At 69.4% G+C, this 19,842-nt stretch carries 21 protein-coding genes; 15 read left to right on the forward strand and 6 right to left on the reverse strand.

Annotation, left to right across the window (positions count from 1 at the left end):
- The 9 genes from urtB to AC1DXK_RS21845 all read left to right on the forward strand — a co-directional run.
- On the forward strand, positions 1-1,088 hold a 1,088-nt coding region (gene urtB / locus AC1DXK_RS21805; RefSeq protein ID WP_477299045.1), incomplete at its 5' end, for an urea ABC transporter permease subunit UrtB.
- Between the two features lie 271 nt (positions 1,089-1,359).
- Positions 1,360-2,514: an urea ABC transporter permease subunit UrtC gene (gene urtC / locus AC1DXK_RS21810; protein WP_457106778.1), complete on the forward strand. Its 1,155-nt coding sequence runs from the start codon at positions 1,360-1,362 to the stop codon at positions 2,512-2,514.
- On the forward strand, positions 2,511-3,311 hold the full coding sequence (urtD, locus tag AC1DXK_RS21815; RefSeq protein WP_457106779.1) for an urea ABC transporter ATP-binding protein UrtD: 801 nt from the start codon (positions 2,511-2,513) through the stop codon (positions 3,309-3,311). Before urtC ends, urtD begins: the two co-directional genes overlap by 4 nt.
- A gap of 19 nt (positions 3,312-3,330) precedes the next feature.
- On the forward strand, positions 3,331-4,026 hold the full coding sequence (urtE, locus tag AC1DXK_RS21820) for an urea ABC transporter ATP-binding subunit UrtE (protein ID WP_457106799.1): 696 nt from the start codon (positions 3,331-3,333) through the stop codon (positions 4,024-4,026).
- Positions 4,027-4,327: 301 nt separating this feature from the next.
- Positions 4,328-4,531: a hypothetical protein gene (locus AC1DXK_RS21825; protein ID WP_457106780.1), complete on the forward strand. Its 204-nt coding sequence runs from the start codon at positions 4,328-4,330 to the stop codon at positions 4,529-4,531.
- Positions 4,532-4,993: 462 nt separating this feature from the next.
- On the forward strand, positions 4,994-5,323 hold the full coding sequence (locus AC1DXK_RS21830; RefSeq protein ID WP_457106781.1) for a hypothetical protein: 330 nt from the start codon (positions 4,994-4,996) through the stop codon (positions 5,321-5,323).
- A 24-nt stretch (positions 5,324-5,347) separates the two neighbouring features.
- A complete protein-coding gene (locus tag AC1DXK_RS21835) occupies positions 5,348-6,172 on the forward strand; it encodes a DUF4344 domain-containing metallopeptidase (protein ID WP_477299048.1) in 825 nt (274 codons plus the stop codon).
- Positions 6,173-6,423: 251 nt separating this feature from the next.
- Positions 6,424-7,683, forward strand: coding sequence for an AraC family transcriptional regulator (locus AC1DXK_RS21840; protein ID WP_477299050.1), 1,260 nt, complete (start codon positions 6,424-6,426; stop codon positions 7,681-7,683).
- Between the two features lie 70 nt (positions 7,684-7,753).
- Entirely contained in the window at positions 7,754-8,113 is a 360-nt protein-coding gene (locus tag AC1DXK_RS21845) for a GCG_CRPN prefix-to-repeats domain-containing protein (protein WP_457106784.1), read from the forward strand.
- A 94-nt stretch (positions 8,114-8,207) separates the two neighbouring features.
- Here AC1DXK_RS21845 and AC1DXK_RS21850 read toward each other — a convergent pair whose 3' ends face one another.
- Both AC1DXK_RS21850 and AC1DXK_RS21855 read right to left on the reverse strand, forming a co-directional pair.
- Positions 8,208-8,633 (reverse strand): hypothetical protein, encoded by a 426-nt coding sequence (locus AC1DXK_RS21850; RefSeq protein WP_457106785.1) that lies wholly within the window; start codon positions 8,631-8,633, stop codon positions 8,208-8,210.
- A 108-nt stretch (positions 8,634-8,741) separates the two neighbouring features.
- Entirely contained in the window at positions 8,742-9,155 is a 414-nt protein-coding gene (locus tag AC1DXK_RS21855) for a hypothetical protein (RefSeq protein WP_457106786.1), read from the reverse strand.
- A 572-nt stretch (positions 9,156-9,727) separates the two neighbouring features.
- Between AC1DXK_RS21855 and AC1DXK_RS21860 the strand changes: the two genes are divergently transcribed.
- On the forward strand, positions 9,728-10,231 hold the full coding sequence (locus AC1DXK_RS21860; RefSeq protein ID WP_457106787.1) for a DUF892 family protein: 504 nt from the start codon (positions 9,728-9,730) through the stop codon (positions 10,229-10,231).
- 185 nt (positions 10,232-10,416) lie between these two features.
- Positions 10,417-11,031: a hypothetical protein gene (locus AC1DXK_RS21865; RefSeq protein WP_457106788.1), complete on the forward strand. Its 615-nt coding sequence runs from the start codon at positions 10,417-10,419 to the stop codon at positions 11,029-11,031.
- Positions 11,032-11,129: 98 nt separating this feature from the next.
- On the opposite strand, the gene AC1DXK_RS21870 is transcribed toward AC1DXK_RS21865, so the two are convergent.
- Complete coding sequence (locus tag AC1DXK_RS21870; protein ID WP_457106789.1) at positions 11,130-12,437, reverse strand: TAXI family TRAP transporter solute-binding subunit; 1,308 nt, start codon at positions 12,435-12,437, stop codon at positions 11,130-11,132.
- Between the two features lie 179 nt (positions 12,438-12,616).
- Entirely contained in the window at positions 12,617-12,910 is a 294-nt protein-coding gene (locus AC1DXK_RS21875; RefSeq protein WP_477299054.1) for a hypothetical protein, read from the reverse strand.
- Between the two features lie 273 nt (positions 12,911-13,183).
- Between AC1DXK_RS21875 and AC1DXK_RS21880 the strand changes: the two genes are divergently transcribed.
- On the forward strand, positions 13,184-13,393 hold the full coding sequence (locus AC1DXK_RS21880; protein WP_457106802.1) for a hypothetical protein: 210 nt from the start codon (positions 13,184-13,186) through the stop codon (positions 13,391-13,393).
- A 1,000-nt stretch (positions 13,394-14,393) separates the two neighbouring features.
- Here AC1DXK_RS21880 and AC1DXK_RS21885 read toward each other — a convergent pair.
- Together AC1DXK_RS21885 and AC1DXK_RS21890 are read right to left on the reverse strand one after the other, a co-directional pair.
- Positions 14,394-16,064, reverse strand: coding sequence for a SulP family inorganic anion transporter (locus tag AC1DXK_RS21885; protein ID WP_457106791.1), 1,671 nt, complete (start codon positions 16,062-16,064; stop codon positions 14,394-14,396).
- Between the two features lie 158 nt (positions 16,065-16,222).
- Entirely contained in the window at positions 16,223-16,639 is a 417-nt protein-coding gene (locus tag AC1DXK_RS21890) for a potassium channel family protein (protein WP_457106792.1), read from the reverse strand.
- 463 nt (positions 16,640-17,102) lie between these two features.
- Here AC1DXK_RS21890 and AC1DXK_RS21895 point away from each other — a divergent pair, with 463 nt between their 5' ends.
- The 3 genes from AC1DXK_RS21895 to AC1DXK_RS21905 are packed head-to-tail and all read left to right on the forward strand — an operon-like array spanning position 17,103 to position 19,824.
- Positions 17,103-18,083 (forward strand): phosphate acetyltransferase, encoded by a 981-nt coding sequence (locus AC1DXK_RS21895; RefSeq protein ID WP_457106800.1) that lies wholly within the window; start codon positions 17,103-17,105, stop codon positions 18,081-18,083.
- Positions 18,084-18,086: 3 nt separating this feature from the next.
- Entirely contained in the window at positions 18,087-19,304 is a 1,218-nt protein-coding gene (locus AC1DXK_RS21900) for an acetate/propionate family kinase (protein WP_457106793.1), read from the forward strand.
- Between the two features lie 16 nt (positions 19,305-19,320).
- Entirely contained in the window at positions 19,321-19,824 is a 504-nt protein-coding gene (locus AC1DXK_RS21905) for a hypothetical protein (protein ID WP_457106794.1), read from the forward strand.
- The last annotated feature ends 18 nt before the right edge of the window (positions 19,825-19,842 follow it).

The following is a 19,842-nucleotide window of genomic DNA, read 5'->3' on the forward strand; positions in this document are numbered from 1 at the left end:
GTGCTGCTGTGCTGCTCGCCAGGCCCGGCACCGCGGAACCCGACCGCCTCGCCGCGATCCCCGCCATCCAGGCCCGGGGCGACGGCGACGCCATGGGTCTCCTGCGCGGTCTTGCGGCGGATCCGAGCGAAGCGGTGCGCGCCGCCTCCGCCCGCGGCATCGCGGCGATCGAGACGCGTCTCGCGATCCTCGGGGGGCTCCAGAACGTCTGGTACGGGATCTCCCTGGGCTCGGTCCTGCTGCTCGCCGCCATCGGGCTGGCCATCACCTTCGGGGTGATGGGCGTGATCAACATGGCCCACGGCGAGATGGTGATGCTCGGCGCCTACACGACCTACGGCGTGCAGGAGCTGATCCGCACCAAGGCGCCGGCCCTGTTCGGCTGGTCGCTCGCCATCAGCATCCCCTGCGCCTTCCTGGTGGCCGGGCTGATGGGCGTGCTGATCGAGCGCTTCATCATCCGCTTCCTGTACGGGCGCCCCCTGGAGACGCTGCTCGCGACCTTCGGGGTCAGCCTCGCCCTGCAGCAGGGGGTGCGCTCGCTCTTCGGCCCGACCAACCGCGAGGTCGGCGCGCCCGCATTCATGAGCGGCGCCGTCGATTTCTACGGCCTGTCGATCACCTGGGGCCGGCTGTGGATCATCGTCTTCGCGATGGCCGTGTTCCTCGGGCTGCTCTTCGTCCTTCGGAGGACGTCCTTCGGCCTGAAGACCCGGGCGGTCACCCAGAACCGGCGCATGGCCGCCGCCATGGGCATCCGCACCCCCTACGTCGACGCGCTGACCTTCGGGCTGGGCTCCGGCATCGCCGGCATCGCCGGGGTGGCGCTGTCGCAGATCGACAACGTCTCGCCGAATCTCGGCCAGGGCTACATCATCGACTCGTTCCTGGTGGTGGTGTTCGGCGGCGTCGGCAACCTCTGGGGGACGCTGGTGGCTGCGCTGACGCTGGGCGTCGTGAACAAGCTCGCCGAGCCGTATATCGGCGCGGTGCTGGCCAAGATCGGCCTCCTGATCTTCATCATCCTGTTCATCCAGAAGCGCCCGCGCGGCCTGTTCGCGCTCAAGGGCCGGGCGGTGGAATCGTGAGGGAGCCGACGCGTTTCCGCCGCCTGACAGGGCGCCGGGATCCCCGGACCGGGTCGAACGACCCGGCTTCAGGACCGGGCGCGGGTCCCCTCTCCCGGAGGGAAAGGGACAGGGTGAGGAGTGTGACCTTTTCGAACGAGGCTCAGGCTGAATGCGCCGCAAAGGCGCGCGCGATTCCGAACCGTCTCGTCCCTCACCCCAACCCTCTCCCGCACGGGAGAGGGGGCCTGCCGCGCCTGGTCATCGACGCTGCGCTCTCGGGAATCCCGGCATGACGCCCCGCACCCCCCTCATCGACCTGAAGGGCCGGATCTTCCTCGCCGTCCTGGCGGCGTTCTGCCTCGTCGTGCCGGCGCTGAACCTCGCCGTGCCGGAGGGGTCGGCGCTGCACCTGCCCACCTACCTCGTCGCGCTCTTCGGAAAATACCTCGCCTACGCGCTGCTCGCGGTCAGCCTCGACCTGGTCTGGGGCTATTGCGGCATCCTCTCCCTCGGCCACGGGGCGTTCTTCGCCCTGGGCGGCTACGCGATGGGCCTGTACCTGATGCGCCAGATCGGCGCCCGGGGCGTCTACGGGAACCCGGTCCTGCCCGACTTCATGGTGTTCCTGAACTACAAGGCCCTACCCTGGTACTGGCTGGGCTTCGATCACTTCGCCTTCGCAGGCCTGATGGTGCTGCTCGTGCCGGGGCTGCTCGCCTTCGTGTTCGGCTGGCTCGCCTTCCGGTCCCGGGTCACGGGCGTCTACCTGTCGATCATCACCCAGGCGCTGACCTACGCGCTGATGCTCGCCTTCTTCCGCAACGACATGGGTCTCGGCGGCAACAACGGCCTGACCGATTTCAAGGACCTCCTCGGCTTCCCGGTTCAGGGACAGGGCTTCCGTGTCTGCCTCTTCGTGGCGACGGGCGTGGCGCTGGCCCTGGGCTACCTCGTCGCCCGGGTCATGACGGTCTCGGCCTACGGCAAGATCCTGATCGCCGTGCGCGACGCCGAGAGCCGCACCCGCTTCCTCGGCTACCGCCCGGAGCACTTCAAGACGCTCGCCTTCACGGTCTCGGCCATGATGGCCGGCGTCGCCGGCGCCCTCTACGTGCCGCAGGTCGGCATCATCAACCCGGGGGAGTTCGCCCCCACCAACTCCATCGAGACGGTGATCTGGGTGGCGGTGGGCGGCCGCGGCACCCTGGTCGGCGCGGCCCTCGGGGCGGTGCTGGTCAACTACGCCAAGACCGTGCTCACCGGCGTGATGCCCGATGCGTGGCTGTTCGCGCTGGGCGGCCTGTTCGTGGTCGTGACGCTGTTCCTGCCGCGGGGCCTCGTCGGCACCGCCATCGAGCGCTTCGGCTCCCGGCGCGCCGCCGCCACGCTGCCGCCGGAGCCGGCCATCCCCCCGAAGCTCGCGGAAGAAGGGCAGGGCGCGTGAGCACCGACGACCTCCTCGAACGCCCGGACGCCCGCGGCCCCGCCAACCGGAAGCGCGAGACGGACGCGCTCCTCTACGTCGACGACCTGCGGGTGACCTTCGACGGCTACAAGGCCCTGCGCGGCCTGTCACTGACCCTCGCCCGGGGGGAGCTGCGGGCGATCATCGGCCCGAACGGCGCCGGCAAGACCACCATGATGGACTGCATCACCGGCAAGACCCGGCCGGACAGCGGCATCGCCCTGTTCGACGGCACCCACGACCTCCTGACGCGCGACGAGCCGGCGATCGCCGACCTCGGCATCGGCCGGAAGTTCCAGAAGCCCACCGTGTTCGAGAGCCACACGGTGGCCGACAACATCCTGCTGGCTCTCAAAGGCCCGCGCGCCGCCTTCGCGTCCCTGTTCGGCTGGCGCAACCGGGTGGAGCGCGAGCGGATCGACGCCCTGCTCGAGACCGTCGGCCTGCTGGCCCATCGCGGGCGCCCGGCCGCCGACCTCAGCCACGGCCAGAAGCAATGGCTGGAGATCGGCATGCTCCTCGCCCAGGATCCGAAGCTCCTGCTGGTCGACGAGCCGGTGGCCGGCATGACCGACGCCGAGACCGCCGAGACCACGCGCCTCCTCCGGCGGATCGCCGGCGAGCACGCCGTCCTCGTGGTGGAGCACGACATGCACTTCGTCCGGGATCTCGGCTGCCGCGTGACCTGCCTGCACGAGGGTGCGGTCCTGGCCGAGGGCTCGATCGACGCGGTCTCGGCCGACCCGCGGGTGGTCGAAGTATATCTCGGACGATGAGGGATCTGGGGCGATGACCATGCTGAGCGTCGAGGGCATCGACCTGTATTACGGCGCCGCGCAGGCGCTCCGCGGCGTCTCCCTGACGGCCGAGGCCGGGCAGGTCACCACCGTGCTGGGCCGCAACGGCGTCGGCAAGACCTCGCTGATGCGGGCGATTGTCGGCCAGCAGCCGGTGCGCTCCGGCGCGATCCGGCTCGACGGCCGCCCGATCCAGGGGCTCGCCCCTTACGACCGGGCGCGCGCCGGGATCGCCTTCGTGCCCCAGGGCCGGGAGATCTTCCCGCTGCTGACCGTGAGGGAGAACCTGGAGACCGGCTTCGCACCCCTCAAGCGCCGCGACCGCCACGTATCCGGGGAGATCTACGACCTGTTCCCGGTGCTCAAGGACATGCTGCACCGGCGCGGCGGCGATCTCTCCGGGGGGCAGCAGCAGCAGCTCGCCATCGCCCGGGCTCTCGTGACCCGGCCGAAGCTCCTGGTGCTCGACGAGCCCACCGAGGGCATCCAGCCCTCGATCATCAAGGATATCGGCCGGGCGATCACCTACTTGCGCGGCAAGGGCGAGATGGCGATCGTGCTGGTCGAGCAGTACTTCGCGTGGGCGCGCGACCTCTGCGATTCCTACGCGGTGATGGAACGCGGGCAGGTGGTGCTGGCCGGGCCTCGGTCCGGGATGGTCGAGGCCGAGGTGCTCCAGCGGATGTCGGTGTAGGGACCGCCGGCCGGCGCGCCCGCGGCCTCAGCCTGCACCGGACGAACCTCGGAAGGGCGCTCGCGAAGCAGATCAGCGAGGGGGATATTCAGCAATCGGCGGGCAGACGGACCGAACATCGACCACCGAAACTGTGCATCCTGCTCCGATCGGCCAAGGTTAAACCACAATTCGGGTTTGCCATGGGGCTTCATCACGGGGGCGCCCATGACGATCCTAGATCCGATCACCGGCGAGCTGGTCACCATCGCCGTACCGAGGCCCCGTCCGCAGGCCGGCCCTCGCTGAGGGGGTTCGGTCCATGACGGGCGCGAACGAGCGAAGGACCGGGCGCCGTGGCGGGCGAGCCCGGATCCGGACGGCGACGCCGGTCGTGCTGCTGGCCGGTGTCGGGGGAGCGACCGGCGCGCTGACGGCCGCCGACCTGATCGCCCAGGCCCGCGCGGCCCGTCGGGAGGCCGACGGACGCGACGGCGTCCCGGCGGGCCGCGCGGAGCAGGGCTGACGGACCATCGGCGGGCGCGGGCCTTCCGGAGCCTCTCCGCAACCTGCGATCGGATCCCGCACGGTGGTCCGGTTTCGAAGCAGATGCACCGTCGGCGGCGTTTCACCGCCTCGCCGGCATCCACGCCCGCCCGTACGGTCGGAAGTCCCGCGCGGCGCGCGTGGACGGCCGGTGAGGGCTTAGGCCACCGACAGGCGCCGCATGAGCCCGCGCGCTGTGCCGGTTCATGTCCGGGCCTCACGAACGCCCCGCGCGCAGCCGGAGAAAAGGGCAGAGGCTACCGCGTACCCGCCGGCCGGCGTCGCATCCGATCAAGCAGAGCCGCCCCCGGCATATCTATCCTTCGGAAGACTTCGCGGACCCGCTCTCCGCGACGGTCTCGGGTCGGAGGCTTCGATGATGATCGGATCTCAACAAACACCGCGACGAACTGCGAGGGCGGTCTGCGTCGTGATCGCGACGATGGCTTGCACATCGGTCCAGGCGCAACCCCTCGTCCTGCAGGTGAGTCCGCGCGGTCCGACGATCGGGGAGATCGAGTTCGCGGGCGAGCCGGTCACCGTCGCGGCCCTCTTCGAGATGGGACCGCGCTACACCGCGGAGAACGGATTCGGTCGCCGGGTCGGTATCGGCAGCTCCGTTCCGCCCTGGATCGAAATGGGATCCTTCCGCAACCAGTCGATCCCGGGCCTGAATCCGTCGGGCTACTACGGCTACTTCATCTCGCCGGACGACAAGGCGGTGGTCGTAGATCTCGATTCGCGCCGGATCGTGCGCGTCCTGACTCACTGAGGCCAAAGGTCCGGAAGACGCGGGATGCGGTGCGCCGTCGGCCTTGCGGTCAGCTTGGCGCTCGTCATCAGCGCCGTCCCGGCCCAGGCGGCCCGAACCCGGGGCGCGGCGATCCGGATCGCCTATCAGCGCCCCGGGCACGCGGAGATGCGCACGGTCTACCGCGACCTCAAGGCACGCCGCGTGTTAGAAGGTCTTCAGGCGATCATCGGGGGCGTTCGCCTCCCGCGTTCACTCACGCTAACGCTGTCGGTCTGCGGCGAATCCAATGCGTGGTACGCACCCCGGGGTCGAACCATCACGGTCTGCTACGAGTACGTCCAGGACGTGCGCGACCGTGCATCCAGGATCGTACCCGAAACCGGATTGTCGCAGCGCGACGCGATCTTCGGTCCCGTAGCCCAGGTCTTTCTCCACGAACTCGGGCATGCCCTGTTCGATGTCCTCGACGTGCCGGTGCTCGGCCGGGAGGAGGACGCGGCCGACCAATTCGCCGCCCTCGTCCTGCTCGAATTGCCCCCCGCCCAGGCCCGGCACGCGATCGACGGCACAGCCCGTCTCCTGCGCAGTCAAGCCGCCGAGGAGGCGCCCGACGAAGCAGCGCTCTCCGATGACCACGGCCTCACCGCGCAGCGCCTCTACAACCTGCTCTGCCTCGCCTACGGTGCCGACCGTAGGACCTTCGGCTACCTCGTCGAAGGCGGCGCGCTGCCAAAGGCGCGGGCCGCGCAGTGCGGGACCGAGTACGACCTCGCGGCCTATGCCCTGCGAAAGCTCTTACGGCACCATCTGCGCGACGGCCGGATGGCCCGCGCGCGCATCCGGCGCGCCTTCCGATGGATGTTCTGACGCGGTGCGCGGATCGGTCACCGACGTCTCCCCGGGTCGCCACGATCGGGGCTCGGGCGACCGGCTGCGACAGGGAGCCCCAGAGACGCGCGCACTGATCTCAACAGCTTTCCGTTGACCGACTGGACTTTCGTGCCGATCCAGCCCGCGATGGCGCTGTCGAATATTTTATTACAAGTCGACTTGAAACCTCAATTCTACACATCAAAGCGAGAATTGATCCAGCGCAATGTCGTCCCCCGAGCAACACCGTGAAATCATCCGGCTTTAGGGAAAGCGGGATTTCCTCAATGGCCTATCGCCTTGCTGTTGCGCTCGAAGAGCCGAGAGAGTTCCTCGATTCCTGCCGGCCGCGGAATGTGGTCCCGCCCTCCTCGGCTGTGCGCGTCCCTGGCGGTGTCGCGCGCGCAACCTGTGCCGTTCTCGCGGAACTCGGCGCAGATCCCGTCCCCCTTCTGCGCGAGGCAGGGTATGATCCCGGGGGGACGAGGGACGATGGCGGCTCGATCCCGAATGCCACGCTCGGTCGGTTGCTTCAGCTGGGTGCGAGCCGAACGCGGTGTGGCCATCTCGGCCTGCTCGTGGGACAGCGCATCGACCTCTCCGAACTCGGGCCGACCAACATCCTGATCCGCAACGCGGACACGGTCGGCGCTGCCCTGCACGTGCTCGAGACCCAGCGCTGGGCCTGGACATGCGGCTCAGCGGTGAGGCTCTGCGTCGAGGCCGACTTGGCGCTGCTTCATTATTTTCCCTACGCGGCCGGCGCGACGGCCGTGGGTCTTCAATCGGAGGGTGCTCTCGCCACAGTCGTCAATATCCTGCGCACGCTGTGCGGTGCTCACTGGTCGCCGTCGGAACTCCTGCTGCCCCGGGCGCCGCCGGACCATACCGATCCCTATTGGCACTTCTTCCGCGCGCCCGTCCGATTCGACCAGGAATGGGCAACCCTCGCCTTCCCGTCACGACTTCTGGAACAACCGATCGCGGGTGCGGATCGGGCGGCCGACAGGATGGCGGAACGCGGCGTCCGAAAGGTCGGGCCGGCAGCTCCGCTGCAGATGTCGGATCAACTGCGGTGGCTTCTGCGCGCGGAGTTCATCCAGAATCCGCGGTCCGGCAAAGCCGTCGCGCGCCATCTGGCCGTACATCGGCGCACCCTCAGCCGCCGCCTCAAGGCCGAGAACACGAGCTTCCGGTCGGTTGCCGCGCAGATCCGCCTCGAGACGGCGCAACAGCTCCTGACCGATACCAACATGACGCTGGGGCAGATCTCGGCCTGCCTGGGCTTCTCCGAAGCGGCCGCCTTCACGCACGCGTTCCGACGCTGGTCCGGCATGACGCCCAGCATCTGGAGACACGCGAGCCGAGCTCCGGAACCGGCAGCGGATCCGAGGCCGCCCCTGTTCGCCCCCATACGTGAACACGACGGCAGGAACAGACTTCCTGAACGAGCCCGGAATGCAGTCCAGCAGAAGATGAACCACAGTCGTTCCGCAGCTATACAGTGAGATACGGAGTTTTATATCCGATCGAAATTTGTCGCATCGTCATCACAAGTGTGGAATTAAGGAAATCCTGATGAAACTCGCTCGGACGATCGCGTTCACAACCCTCGCGCTGGCTGCCTTCCTGGGCCTGAATGCGCCCGGGTCGGGCGGCCTCGGCATAACGGCTGCTCACGCCGCCGGCGGGTGTGGACCCGGATTTCATCGCGGCCCCTATGGGGGCTGCCGGCCGAACGCCTACGGCGCACCGGGCGCTTACGGGTACCGGGGTGGCGGGGTGTACGGATACCGCGGCGGCGCCCGTTACGGATACCGGGGCGGGGCCGTCTATCGGGGTGGGCGCGTGTATCGGGGTGGCCGGGCCTATGGCGGCAGAGCCGTCTACGGACGCCACGTCGGCGGGTACCGTGGCGGTGGCTTTCGCCGCCGCTGAGCGTGCCGGCGCTTCGCCGCTCCGGGCTGACCCCCACGCGCCGCACCCGGTCGCCTTAAGACCGGGTGCGGCTTCGCGTCCATGAGGGCCTGCATCAATAGGCGCGGTAGACCGGCCGATAGGTCGAGGTCGGGGAAGCGCCGTAGGGTGCGGAGACCGGGACCCTGACTGAAGCCGAAGCATTCGGGTCGAACGGCAGAAGGGCGGCCCCGGCGGACATGAAGCCCGCCAGCGCGCGGATATCGTCCGGCTGCCGCGGATCGCGCGCGATGCGGTCCGTCATCCACTGAAGCTGCAGATTGCAGGTCCGTGAAGGCAGCCCACCCAAGGGGGTGCAGGCGTCGTGGCGGGCGCAGGCGGCATCGAGCGCGTCGATGGGCGGCAACGGGGCATTGTTGCCCAGGCCGCAGTAGTTGCCGTGAAACAGCGCTGCGGGCTGCTCCAGGCCGGACGGTTGTGCCAGCGCGGGGGCGCTCAGGCAGGTTGCAAGCAGGAGGGGAGTGACGATTCGGGAAGTCATGGCGTTGGACCGAACCCATTCTGAGGCCAGTCTGCCGGAACGGGCCGCGAGCTCTGGCCGGATGATCGGGGGGCCGGGGCCTCGTGCCTCGGCCCTGTCGCACGGGCATCAGTACGGACGGCAGACGCCCGCATAGGCATCGTAGTAGGCGTAGGGTCCGCAGCGGCCGTAGGTGGCGCCGTAGCCGGCAACGGCCGCGGCTCCGACGGCAGCCGCGCCCAGGCCGTAGCCGTACGGCCGGACACCGTATCGGTAGCGGCCATATCCATACCCGTAGCGGCCGACCGCGCCGTAGCGACCGACTGCGCCGTAGCGGCCGACCGCGCCGTAGCGGCCGCGATAACCGCCCGCCACCGGCCCGCGATAGCCGCGGACACCACCGACCCGCCCACCCCGGAAGCCGCCGGCGTGGAAGCCGCCGCCTCGGAAGCCTCCCCCGCCGTGGAAGCCGCGCGCTTCGGCCACCAAGCCGCTCATGATCAGGGCGGCACAGGCCACCGACGCAATCCGTAAGGTTTTCATGGGATGGCCTCCRCTCTGGAGAACGATCTGCCGAGGGGAGCGGGATCGAGACGTGAAGCCTTCTGCCCCTCGTATACGTACCGATCACACCGTAACGCCGAGCTGCTGACGCCGCTTGATCCGAGGGGACGGGCACCCTTTGACCGGGCGCGGCGGACCCGGTGCGCCCGCGACCGCAGGTCGTCCGTGATGAGCCTCCGCACCCGAAACGGAATCCGCTGTTTCCCTCCGCACGCAGCCCGCCCCGACAGGGTCTGCCGCTTGGCCGCATCGGGTTCCGGGATGCCCGGGCTCGACCGTTCGGGGCGCGGCCGCTGTCTCGACCGATCAAGCATGGGATGGCCGCGGACGCATAATGCGTCGTTCGCTTCGATGCGGTGAGGCGGGCGTAGCCTGCCGGCCCTGCATGGCCCGGTCAGAGCAGGATCGATCGCGGTTTCAGGGCGGTCGGCGCCTTCCGCGCATCCCGGCGACCGGCAGAACGCTGCCTCCGGTCAGGCCAAGGGCGTGCGAAGCGATCCCGGCATTCGAAGGATGCCGCGATTAAAACCATGCAGCATCGGGAGATGGCCATGACGATCAAGACGACGAAGGAACTTTTCGTGCGCATGCTGAGTGATGCGCGCCATCACGCGGAACGCGCGACGAAGATTTACGAGGAGCTGGGCAAGGTCGCCCAGGATCCGGCCATTCAAGAGGCGCTCCAGTCGCGCGCCTTCATCCAGGACAAGACGATCAAGTCGCTCGACCGCTGCTTTCAGCTGATCGGCGAGAAACCGATCACCGCGAACGGCCGGCTCCAGGAAGTCTTCCTCGAAGATTTCCGGCGCGAGCTGGCGGAGATTCAGGCCCCGGCCGCCAAGGCCCTGTTCATCCTGATCAAGACGAATCACCTGATGCATCTTCGCATGGCCGAATACGTCGCCCTCGTCGCCATGGCCGATGTGAGCGGCCACTTCGGGGTGGGCGTCCTGCTGGAGAGCTGCTTGGCGGACAAGATGGCGTTCACCGAGCGGACCCGGCGCCTGATCCGTCGGACGATCGAGAGCAAGCACGCCGTCAGGCTGGCGGCCTGAGCGCAGCCTGACAGGCCCCGTGTCGGGCGACCGATCCGGGGTCCCGGCGCCGCTGCGGTTTCGGCACGCCGGCGGCTCCGCTCGACGCGAGGATCTGCCCCAGGGCGCCCCGCGTCGGCGCGATCGGCGCCGCAGCGCGCGGGCGGGGCGGATCGTGAGTGGGCGGGTGCCGCGAAGGAGGATCCATGCCCCCTGTTTCTTCTCAAGAGGCCGCGTCCGTCGCCCCCGGTCCCCGGGATCCGTCGCGGACCGACGGGGGGACGCCGTCCCGATCCCTGCGGCGGCGGGCCGCCGCCGAGGCGAAGCGCTACCTCGCCTTCGCGACCTACCTCCTCGTCGTCTTCGGCACCCTGATCCTCTTCAGCATCAACATCTACGCACAGATCGATCAGGACAGCCCGCACTACCCGAGCTACCATTTCTACGCGCTCGGATTGATCAACGCCCTGGTCCTGGCCAAATTCATGCTGATCGCCGAGGCGACGAAGCTCGGATCGCGCGCCATCGGCCGGCGCATCACGCGAAGGCCCCTCGTTTACGCGATCCTGTACCGCTCTCTCCTGTTCACGGCCGTGCTTGTGGCGGCCCACGGTCTGGAGGACGTCCTGGTCGGGGTTTGGCACGGGCAGGGGCCGGGCATGGTTCTGTCGGACTTGGCCGGGGGCCTGCGGGGCGTGCTCACCTTTGCCTGGGTGATGTTCGTGGCGCTGATCCCGTACTTTGCTTACCGAGAGATCGGTCGCGTACTGGGCGCCGGCCGCCTGCGCAGCCTGCTCCTCCGCGCGCCGGAGGCGAGGTAGACCCACGCACACGAGCCGGGGGCGCCCCCGATAAGGCGGCAGGCGCCGTGCATCCCGCCCTGGCAGAGTCGTGCTGGCGAAGTCGTGCTGGCCCGCCGTCACCGCGCGGCCAAGCGCGCGGGTACGGATGGGGCCACCGTCTCCGGTCCGAGGCTCGCCCGACGCCGGTCGAGGGCGTGGCGGGTATGCGCGAGAGCCGTCGAGAAGGCCGACAGGCAATCGGCGCTCACGGCCTCGGGCGCGCAGCCCAGCATCGCCGAGACGAGGGTTCGGAATTCGCGCTCCAGGGCGGCGAGCCCGGCTTGATCGGCGGTGGCCGCCGCATCGGCGATCTCGACCAGGCGTCGGATCGGGCGCCACTCCGCCTCCGTTCGCCGCCGCGTCCACCGTGCAGACGCGGCGGCGAGGAACGATCCGGTGAGGCTGAGGACGAGACCGCCGAGATAGAAATACTGCTGGGCCTGGTCGAAGAAGCTCTGGTCGCCGTTGCTGAGATAGGCGGCGACGCCCGGATGGACGGGCAGGATCGGACTCTTGTCGTCCGGATCGGGCGCCTCGATCTGCGTGGCGAGGGGCGTCACCGCCGCGAGCTTGGCCTTGGTTGTCAGGATCGACCGGGCGATCGCGGCCGCCACGACGTTGGGCATCAACTCCGACGCGGCGAACCGATAGGTGACCGCCAACGTCGTGACGGACTCGTTCGGCGTGGCGGGGCGCGCCCGGAACGCCCCCACGGGCACATCGATCGATTCGAAGCCCGGGAAGCGCTTGCCGATCGCCTCCGCCTCATCGAGCCCGAGAATGCCCGGGGTTCCCTTTGTGGCGCGCGCGACGGCGGCGACCACGTCGACGACCTCGCCGGGCGCCATGGGACCGACCGCCAGGATGGCCGCCAGCTTCTTCTGCCGCATGGACTGGGCCAACGCGTCCACCGGAAGAAACGTCCTGCCGACTTCCTTTGCGGGGAGGTCGAAATAGTTCAGCACCGCGTCGAGGACGCGCGCGTTGATGTCCTGCAGCGGTCCGGCCACGAGGCCGACGGTCTTGCCTGCCAAGCTGGCGACCGACGTCACGGGGCTGTGCGGTGGCAGGACGAAGGCGACGACGTCCCTGCGCAGGATCACGATGGTCTGCGCATTGGCGGGCGCCCCCGCGTCGCTGCGCACGATGGCGAGATCGGTCCGACGCTCCTCCAACGCCTTGGCGCTCCCCGCGAGGCTGTCGACCCGCACGAGGTCGAGATTGACGCGGGGATGCTGGACCTTGGAGACCGATGCGAAGGCCGTGATGAACCGCTCGGCCGTGCTGCCGGGGGGGCCGAGCGTGATGCGCAGGTTGGCGTGCGGCGACCAGATGTGGGCAAGACCGAAGCCGCCGGCGGCGACGAGCAGGATGGCAACGGCCACGAGGGCATGGTTCCACCGCCTGGGTGGCCTGCCGCGGCGTGCCGAGGGTCCTTGTCGTGGCCGATCGGGATCGACGGCGACGGGCCTGGAATCCTGCATCGTGACCTCACGGGGACGTCGGACCGGCCACGCGTCCGGCGGGCGCGGCTCCGGCCCGAGCGCGCGCCGTGCGGACCTGTTCAGCAGTCGTCGCAGGTCCCTCCGCGCTCCGGGAGCCTGCGATCGATGCGGCGGTCGCGTCGGTCCCGGTGTCGCCCCTGCGCCCCCGGTTCGGAGCCGGGCCGCGTCTCGCTCACATCGAGCGGCGGCGTGGTGATCGCCTCCCGCTCGAGGCGGTTGAGCTGCGCGTCCGTGGGGATGGTCACGATACCCTGCGCGAGGCGGAGGGGCGCTTCCCCGCGAGTGGATACGCCCGCGATCCCGGATGGAAGCGCGAGTATCAGGACGGCGGCGCAGGCGCGTGAGATCGTCATGACGGCTTCCTCGGCAGCCTCTGGACGGGCGGAACCGCGCGATCCTAGCCCGTATCGGCGGAGGCTCCTTGACCGAACCGGACAGGGACCGCACCGACTGCGCCTCTCGCACCCTGTCCGGCGGCCTCCTGTCCCGGCGGCTGCCATGTCCGGCGATCTTTCGTGGCAGGGTGTCTCACGCGATCAAGCATGCGCGCCGCGTTGCCGAATGATGCGGAGGCACATCTGAAGGCCGGGCGACACGACCTTGGCCGGAGCGAGGAGCGCGCCAAGATGAGGAAGAGTTGGGGGCTTGTGCGGAGCGGCCTGATCGCCGCCGCTGCGTTCGGGGCAGGCCTGATGATCGATGCACCGCCCTCCGGGTGGCTCAGCAGCGCCCCACCGGTATCCCAGGCCGAGGCACGGATCGGACGTCCGGCAACCGCGACGAGCGTCGCCGGCGTCGCCCGGCGCACGACCCGGCGGGTCGGGCGCTACTATTAGTGGCCTGCCTTCGCCGAACCGGCCCCCGATCGGAGCGGACTCCGGTCGGGGTGGAGAGGACAGGTGCGGGGACGGGGACCTGACCGGCCGGATTCGGACCGGGCTGCTTGAGAGGATCAGCCTGGATCAGCGGAGCCGAGGATGAGGCGAGGTCGGACGGACCGGCCCCGGCGTGCGAGGAGGCGAAGACCTCCGACCGGGGCGACGACCGCGGGCGGCCTCGGGATCGATCCGGCCGAGACGATCAGGGATCGTGAGCGCGAGACCGCTCGAAGGCAATGCGGGCCGTGATCGGGGCGCGCCACACGTGGTTGCTGACGAGCTTGATCGGGCTAATGATCACCCCGCCAGCAACCACGGCTGAGGGTCGACCCCAGGCAGGCGATCCTGCAGCGGTCTGGCGCTCTGTTCATTGATCTGAAACAAGACCTGCTCGTGCAGGGCCTGGACCCGGTCGCCGGGCCGGTGAAGCCCAGGGCGCGGTCATCTGGCAGCGTGTCGCGAGGGTCATTGCAGGTCTCGGGTGCCGGGTGCGGCATGGAATCCGAGGGGGTGATCGACGGGGCGGCGACAGCACGCCTCCCGCCGCCCCGCATCCTGACTTGCCCGGCCGAAGCGCCTTGTGGAGCGGGTGAACGCAGATCTCCGGTCGTGTGGCCTCAATCAGGACAGTCTCGAGTCGGGCTTTGAGCCGACCGGTGCCGGCCTCACGTGGTCCGGAGATGCCGGACCGATCCCTGCGCCGCGTGCAAGGACCCGGCGGATCCGGATCCCTGACTTCGTGGCGGCCTCGCGGCTCGTCGAGGCGCGCAGGATGCGGCGGTCTGCGCTGCTCGCGATCGGGATTTCGAATCGCAACCCACATGTCTCACGCCGTCATGGCTGTCAGTGGCCACCGCAGAAGCATGAGCAGGCGCCGGGGGAGACCGCGATGGCACCGGCGGGAAGGATCTCGTCCCTGCGCGATCGTCTACGCATGGCCCAATTACTGATGGCCCAACTACGGATCGCCCAAGCGCCCATGAAGCTCTCGGTATCGCGCGATGGCTGCCCGTGCGTTGAACAGCAGGCGCTCCGGACCGAGTTCCTGATCCAGGCCGGCGCGCCGCACCATGTCGAGCACCCCCGGATTGAGGTCCACGAGCCAGACGGTCACGTCCGTCCGCCGTGCGCCCTCCTGCAGCATCTGCAGCGCCGAATACTCGATGTCGGGCACGCGGCTGAGATCGAGGGCGACGACGCGCGGCCGACGCGCGGCGATCAGCGCGCGGATCGTGTCGGCCACGTTCTGCGCGTTGGCGAAATACAGGCGGCCTTCGGGACGTAGGACGAGAAGGCCCTCGACCGTCTCGTCGTCGGGGTGTTCCGGGGACAGGGGACGCAGAACATCGGCCCCGCGCTTGCGGCCAATGATCGAGACCCGCGGATGCGCGGTCTGGAGGGCGAGACCGAGGAGCGAGAGCACGATCGCCACGACGATGCCCTGGAGTGTTCCGAAGATCAGGACGCCGAGCGCCGCCACGACCGCCCAGCGGAACTCCATGTGCCGGACCCGATAGATGGCCCGGAACTCCGCAGCCTGGATGAGGCTGGCGGAATAGACGATGACGATCGCCGCGAGGGTCGCCTGCGGCAGGAGGCCGAGGATCGGCGCCAGGAACAGCATCGTGGCGAGCGCGCCGATGGCTGTCACCAGCGAGGCCAGCTGCGTCCTGCCGCCCGCGGCTCGGACGACCCCGGTCTGCGAGGTGCCGCCACCGGCCGGCATGCCCCCGAGCAGGGCTCCCCCGAGGTTGGCCAATCCCGTGGCGACGAGTTCGCGATTGGGGTTGAGAGGTGGATCGGTCGGGCTCACGAAGGCCCGCCCTGCGGCGATGCTCTCCGTGAAGCTCATCAGGGCGATACCCAGTGCGCCGGGCAGGAGCGCTTGGGCGAGCGCGGGATCGGGCAGGGTCAGGGCGGGGAGGCCCTGCGGGATCGCCCCGACGGTCGCCACGCCCGCGGCGCCGAGGCTCAGCAGCCACGAGCCCGCGATGGCGGCCGCCACTGTGAACAGGGGGGCCGGCGAGTGCGGCTTGAGCCTTTCCATGACGACGAGTGCGGCCAGCGTGGCGCCCGCGACGGTCAGCGTCGGCAGCGAAGTCCCGGGCAGGTTCTGGACCAAGCTCCCCAAGTCGGCGAAGAAAGACTGCTTCGCGAGGTGCAGCCCGAGGAGTTTGGGAGCTTGATCCAGCAGGATCACGGCCCCGATCCCGGCCTTGAAGCCCGTCAACACCGGCACGGAGATGAAGCTGGCGACGAAGCCGAGCTTCACGAGCCTGGCCGCGAGCAGCAGCACGCCCACGAGGGCCGTCAAGGTCGCCGTCGCGGCGGCGAGCCTCGCCGGATCGCCGTCGGGCACCACGCTGCCGAGTTCGGCCCCCGTCAGGATGGCCAGCGTCGTGGTCGAGCTGACGCTGAGGACGCGGGACGAGCCCAGAAGACCGTAGATCACCGCGGGAACGAAGGCCGTGTAGAGGCCGACCGCCACGGGCAGTCCGGCCACGGTGGCGAAGGCCATCGCCTTGGGCAGGATGACGGCTGCGGCCGTGAGCCCTGCCACGACGTCGGGACCTATCGCCGCCGGCGCGAGGCTCCCGGAGGCTCCCGACGCAGAACCGAAGCCCTTCATGGGCGATTCTCCGTATTCGTCGCGGTCACGAGGGCGGATTCTACCAGTCTTTCGATATTCACGCGGAAATCACGGGGCGGCTTCAGCCGATCCTCAGTCTTGGGCGGCTGCCCGTCAGGATGGATCGCGTTCGGGCCGGTTCGCTGCCGACGGAGACCTCAACGTCCGATTTCGTCCATGCGGATCAAGGTCCGCCGGAGGATCTCGAAAATGACGGCCGTCGACCAGCCGAACAGCAGGATGCCGTTCATCGCGGCGAACGGGCCGACGAGACGCCAGCGCTCGGCCGGAAGGATGTCGCCGTAGCCGAGGGTCGTGTAATTCACGAAGGCAAAATAGAGGTTCTCGGATCCGGCGGGGGCGACGCCGAGGCTCTTGTATAGGCCTGCCCAGACCAGGACCTCCAGAAGATGCGCCGCCATCAGGACGCAGACCGTCGACGACATGATCCGCGCGAGTGAAACGCTGCTATAGCCACGAATATCGGTGTGCGAACGGGACACCTTCAGGACCACGGCCATCATGAAGGAATGGATCGTGATGCTGCAGATGCTCGCACCCGCGCCGACGATCACTTGAGCCAGCATCTCCGGTCTCCGTCAGATCAACCTCGTCGGCGCGGCCCGCGACCGGTGAGGCCGGGCACCCGCGGACCTGTGCGGTGGTGGTCCGATCCGACCTGAGTCTCCCCGTGATCCGCATGGGTCCGGATCGGAGCCTCTGTGCCGCCTCGTCGCCGTCAGCGTGCGCGCCGCCGATCTTCCGGCACGTCGGATCCCGGCGACGACGGTCGCGGCCAAGATGATCCTCGGTATCCTTGCACAAGACTCGACCCCGAGCCCGGGACGCCCCCCCGGGACGAGCGTCGCGAGGCGAGCGGGAGACAGGCTGTCTCGCCCGATCAAGCGGGCGACAGACGAGGCCATACACTGCGGAGCGCTTTAGGCAGCGATGACGCCGGGTCCCTTGATCTCGCTCAAGCGGCCCATCGTCGGAGCCCTGTATCGTCCCCGTCTGCCTGGAGGAACGACCGTGCCGATGCTGGCTCCCGAGCGGCCATCGACTGAGACGCGCCACCACGAGAAGTACGACCGGCTGATCGCGGCCGCGCAGGCCCTTCCGAAGCTGAAGGTGGCCGTCGTCCATCCCTGCGACGAGGCCTCCCTCGGCGCAGCCCACGAAGCCGCATCCCTGGGGCTCATCGAGCCCATCCTGGTGGGGCCGCCGGGCAAGATCGATGCGACCGCGGCCGCCCTCGGGGCCGACATCAAGGCGTATCGCCGCGTGGAGGCCGCGCACAGCCACGACGCCGCCGCCAAGGCCGTCGCCCTGGTAGGCGCCGGCCAGGCCGAGGCGCTGATGAAGGGCAGCCTCCACACCGACGAACTCATGGCCGCGGTGGTCCGCCAGGACGGCGGCCTGCGGACCGCCCGGCGCATCAGCCACTGCTTCGTCATGGATGTGCCGGAGCATGCCACGCCCCTCATCGTGACCGACGCCGCGATCAACATCGCGCCGACGCTCGCGGAGAAACGCGACATCACGCAGAATGCGATCGATCTCGCCCATGCCCTCGGCGTCGAGACGGTGCGGGTTGCCATCGTCTCGGCCGTGGAGACCGTCAATCCGAAGATGCCCTCGACGCTCGATGCCGCCGCCCTCTGCAAGATGGCGGATCGGGACCAGATCACCGGCGCCCTGCTGGACGGGCCCCTCGCCCTCGACAACGCCATCGACCTCGGTGCGGCCCGGATCAAGAAGATCCGCTCCCCCGTGGCCGGCCGGGCCAACGTTCTCGTGGTTCCCGATCTCGAGGCCGGCAACATGCTGGCCAAGAGCCTCACCTTCCTGGCCGGCGCCGATGCCGCGGGCATCGTGCTCGGGGCGCGGGTCCCGATCATCCTGACGAGCCGGGCCGACTCGCGTCTGACGCGGCTCGCCTCCTGCGCCGTCGCCTCCCTGTTCGCCGCTGCGCAGCGGCGAACAGGGAGGCGAGAGCGCCCGCTGCCCGAGGTCTGACCGATGACCCCGGTCCTGCTCGTCCTGAATGCGGGCTCCTCGAGCCTCAAGTTCCAGGTCTTCGCGTTCGGTGACGACGGCGATCCGCATCGCGTCTTCCGCGGCCTGTTCGAGGGCCTGGGCGGCTCACCCCGTCTGCGGATCCGCGACCGGGCCGGCAGGATGGTGGCCGAAGAGGAATTCGGCGCCGGCGAGGCCTTCGGTCACGAGGCGGCGCTTCTCCACGTGACCGCCTGGCTCCGCGCCCACGGCAACGGCCTTCGGCTGACCGCCGTCGGGCACCGGGTGGTCCACGGCGGACTGCACCATTCCGAACCCGTGCGCGTGGATGCGGATGTTCTGGAGGCCCTGGAACGCCTCGTGCCACTGGCGCCCCTGCACCAGCCGCACAACCTCGAGCCGATCCGCATCCTCCGTCGCCGTCTCCCAGACCTGCCCCAGGTCGCCTGCTTCGACACGGCCTTCCATGCCGGCCAGCCGGAGATCGCCCGGCTCTTCGCTCTGCCGCAGGCGATGAGTGCGCGCGGCGTACGGCGCTACGGCTTCCACGGCCTGTCCTACGCTTACATCGCCTCGGTGTTGGAGGCGTACGACCCCGCCCTCGCCGCGGGACGCGTGATCGTGGCCCATCTCGGCAACGGCGCCAGCCTGTGTGCCCTGAATCACGGCGCGAGCGTCGCCACCACGATGGGCTTCTCCGCCCTCGACGGGCTGCCCATGGGCACGCGCTGCGGCAGCCTCGACGCCGGCATCGTGTTCTACATGCTGCGCGAGATGAAGCTCAGCCCCGACGCGGCCGAGCGCATGCTCTACACCCAGTCGGGGCTCCTCGGCGTTTCGGGGATCTCGAACGACATGCGCACGCTGCGCAGCGTCGCGGCGACCGACCCTGATGCCCGCCGGGCCATCGACCTGTTCGTCTACCGGATCGGTCGGGAACTCGGCTCGCTCGTGGCGGCGCTGGGCGGCCTCGACGCCCTGATCTTCACGGCCGGCATCGGCGAGAACGACGCGGCCACCCGCGCCGAGGTCCTGCGCGGTGCCGCCTGGGCCGGGTTCGCCGTCGACGAGGCGGCCAACGCATCCGGCGGCCCGCGCGTGACGCGGGGTTCCGGGCCGTCCGCCTGGGTCATTCCCACGGACGAGGAACTGATGATCGCGCGCGGCACGCGTGCGGTCCTGTCTCAGCACGCGGACAGCCGGCCACAACCGGTCCTATGAGCCACGGGAGCTTGCCATGGATGCCGTCAAGACGAAGCCGCCGGTCGACCTCGAACTCGCCGACGAGACCTTCATGTCCGCCGCCGAACTCGGCGCCTACACGGCCAAGCTGAAGGCCGCCAAGGCCATGAAGGACCTGAAGGCGGAGGACCAGGCGGGCAAGGCGCGGGCCGAGCTGATCAAGACCCTGTCCAAGCCCCTCGAACTCACGCCCGAGACGATCCAGGAGATCACGCGGCCGCTGTTGCACAAGCTCCGGGTCGCGGCCGAGCAGGGCAAGAACGAGCTGCTGGTGATGCGCTTCCCGAACGCGATGTGCAGCGACGGCGGACGGGCCATCAACAATACGGAGGCGGGCTGGTCCGAAACCCTGACCGGGCGGCCCCGTCAGGCCTACGAGTTCTGGCGCGATCGCCTGCAGCCCCTCGGTTACGGCTTGGCGGCCATGATCGTCGACTGGCCGGACGGCATGCCGGGCGATGTCGGCTTCTTCCTCAACTGGGAGAAGCGCCATGCGTGATGCCCGGGACGATGCGGG

This window comes from Methylobacterium sp. P3_A11 (assembly GCF_056403155.1).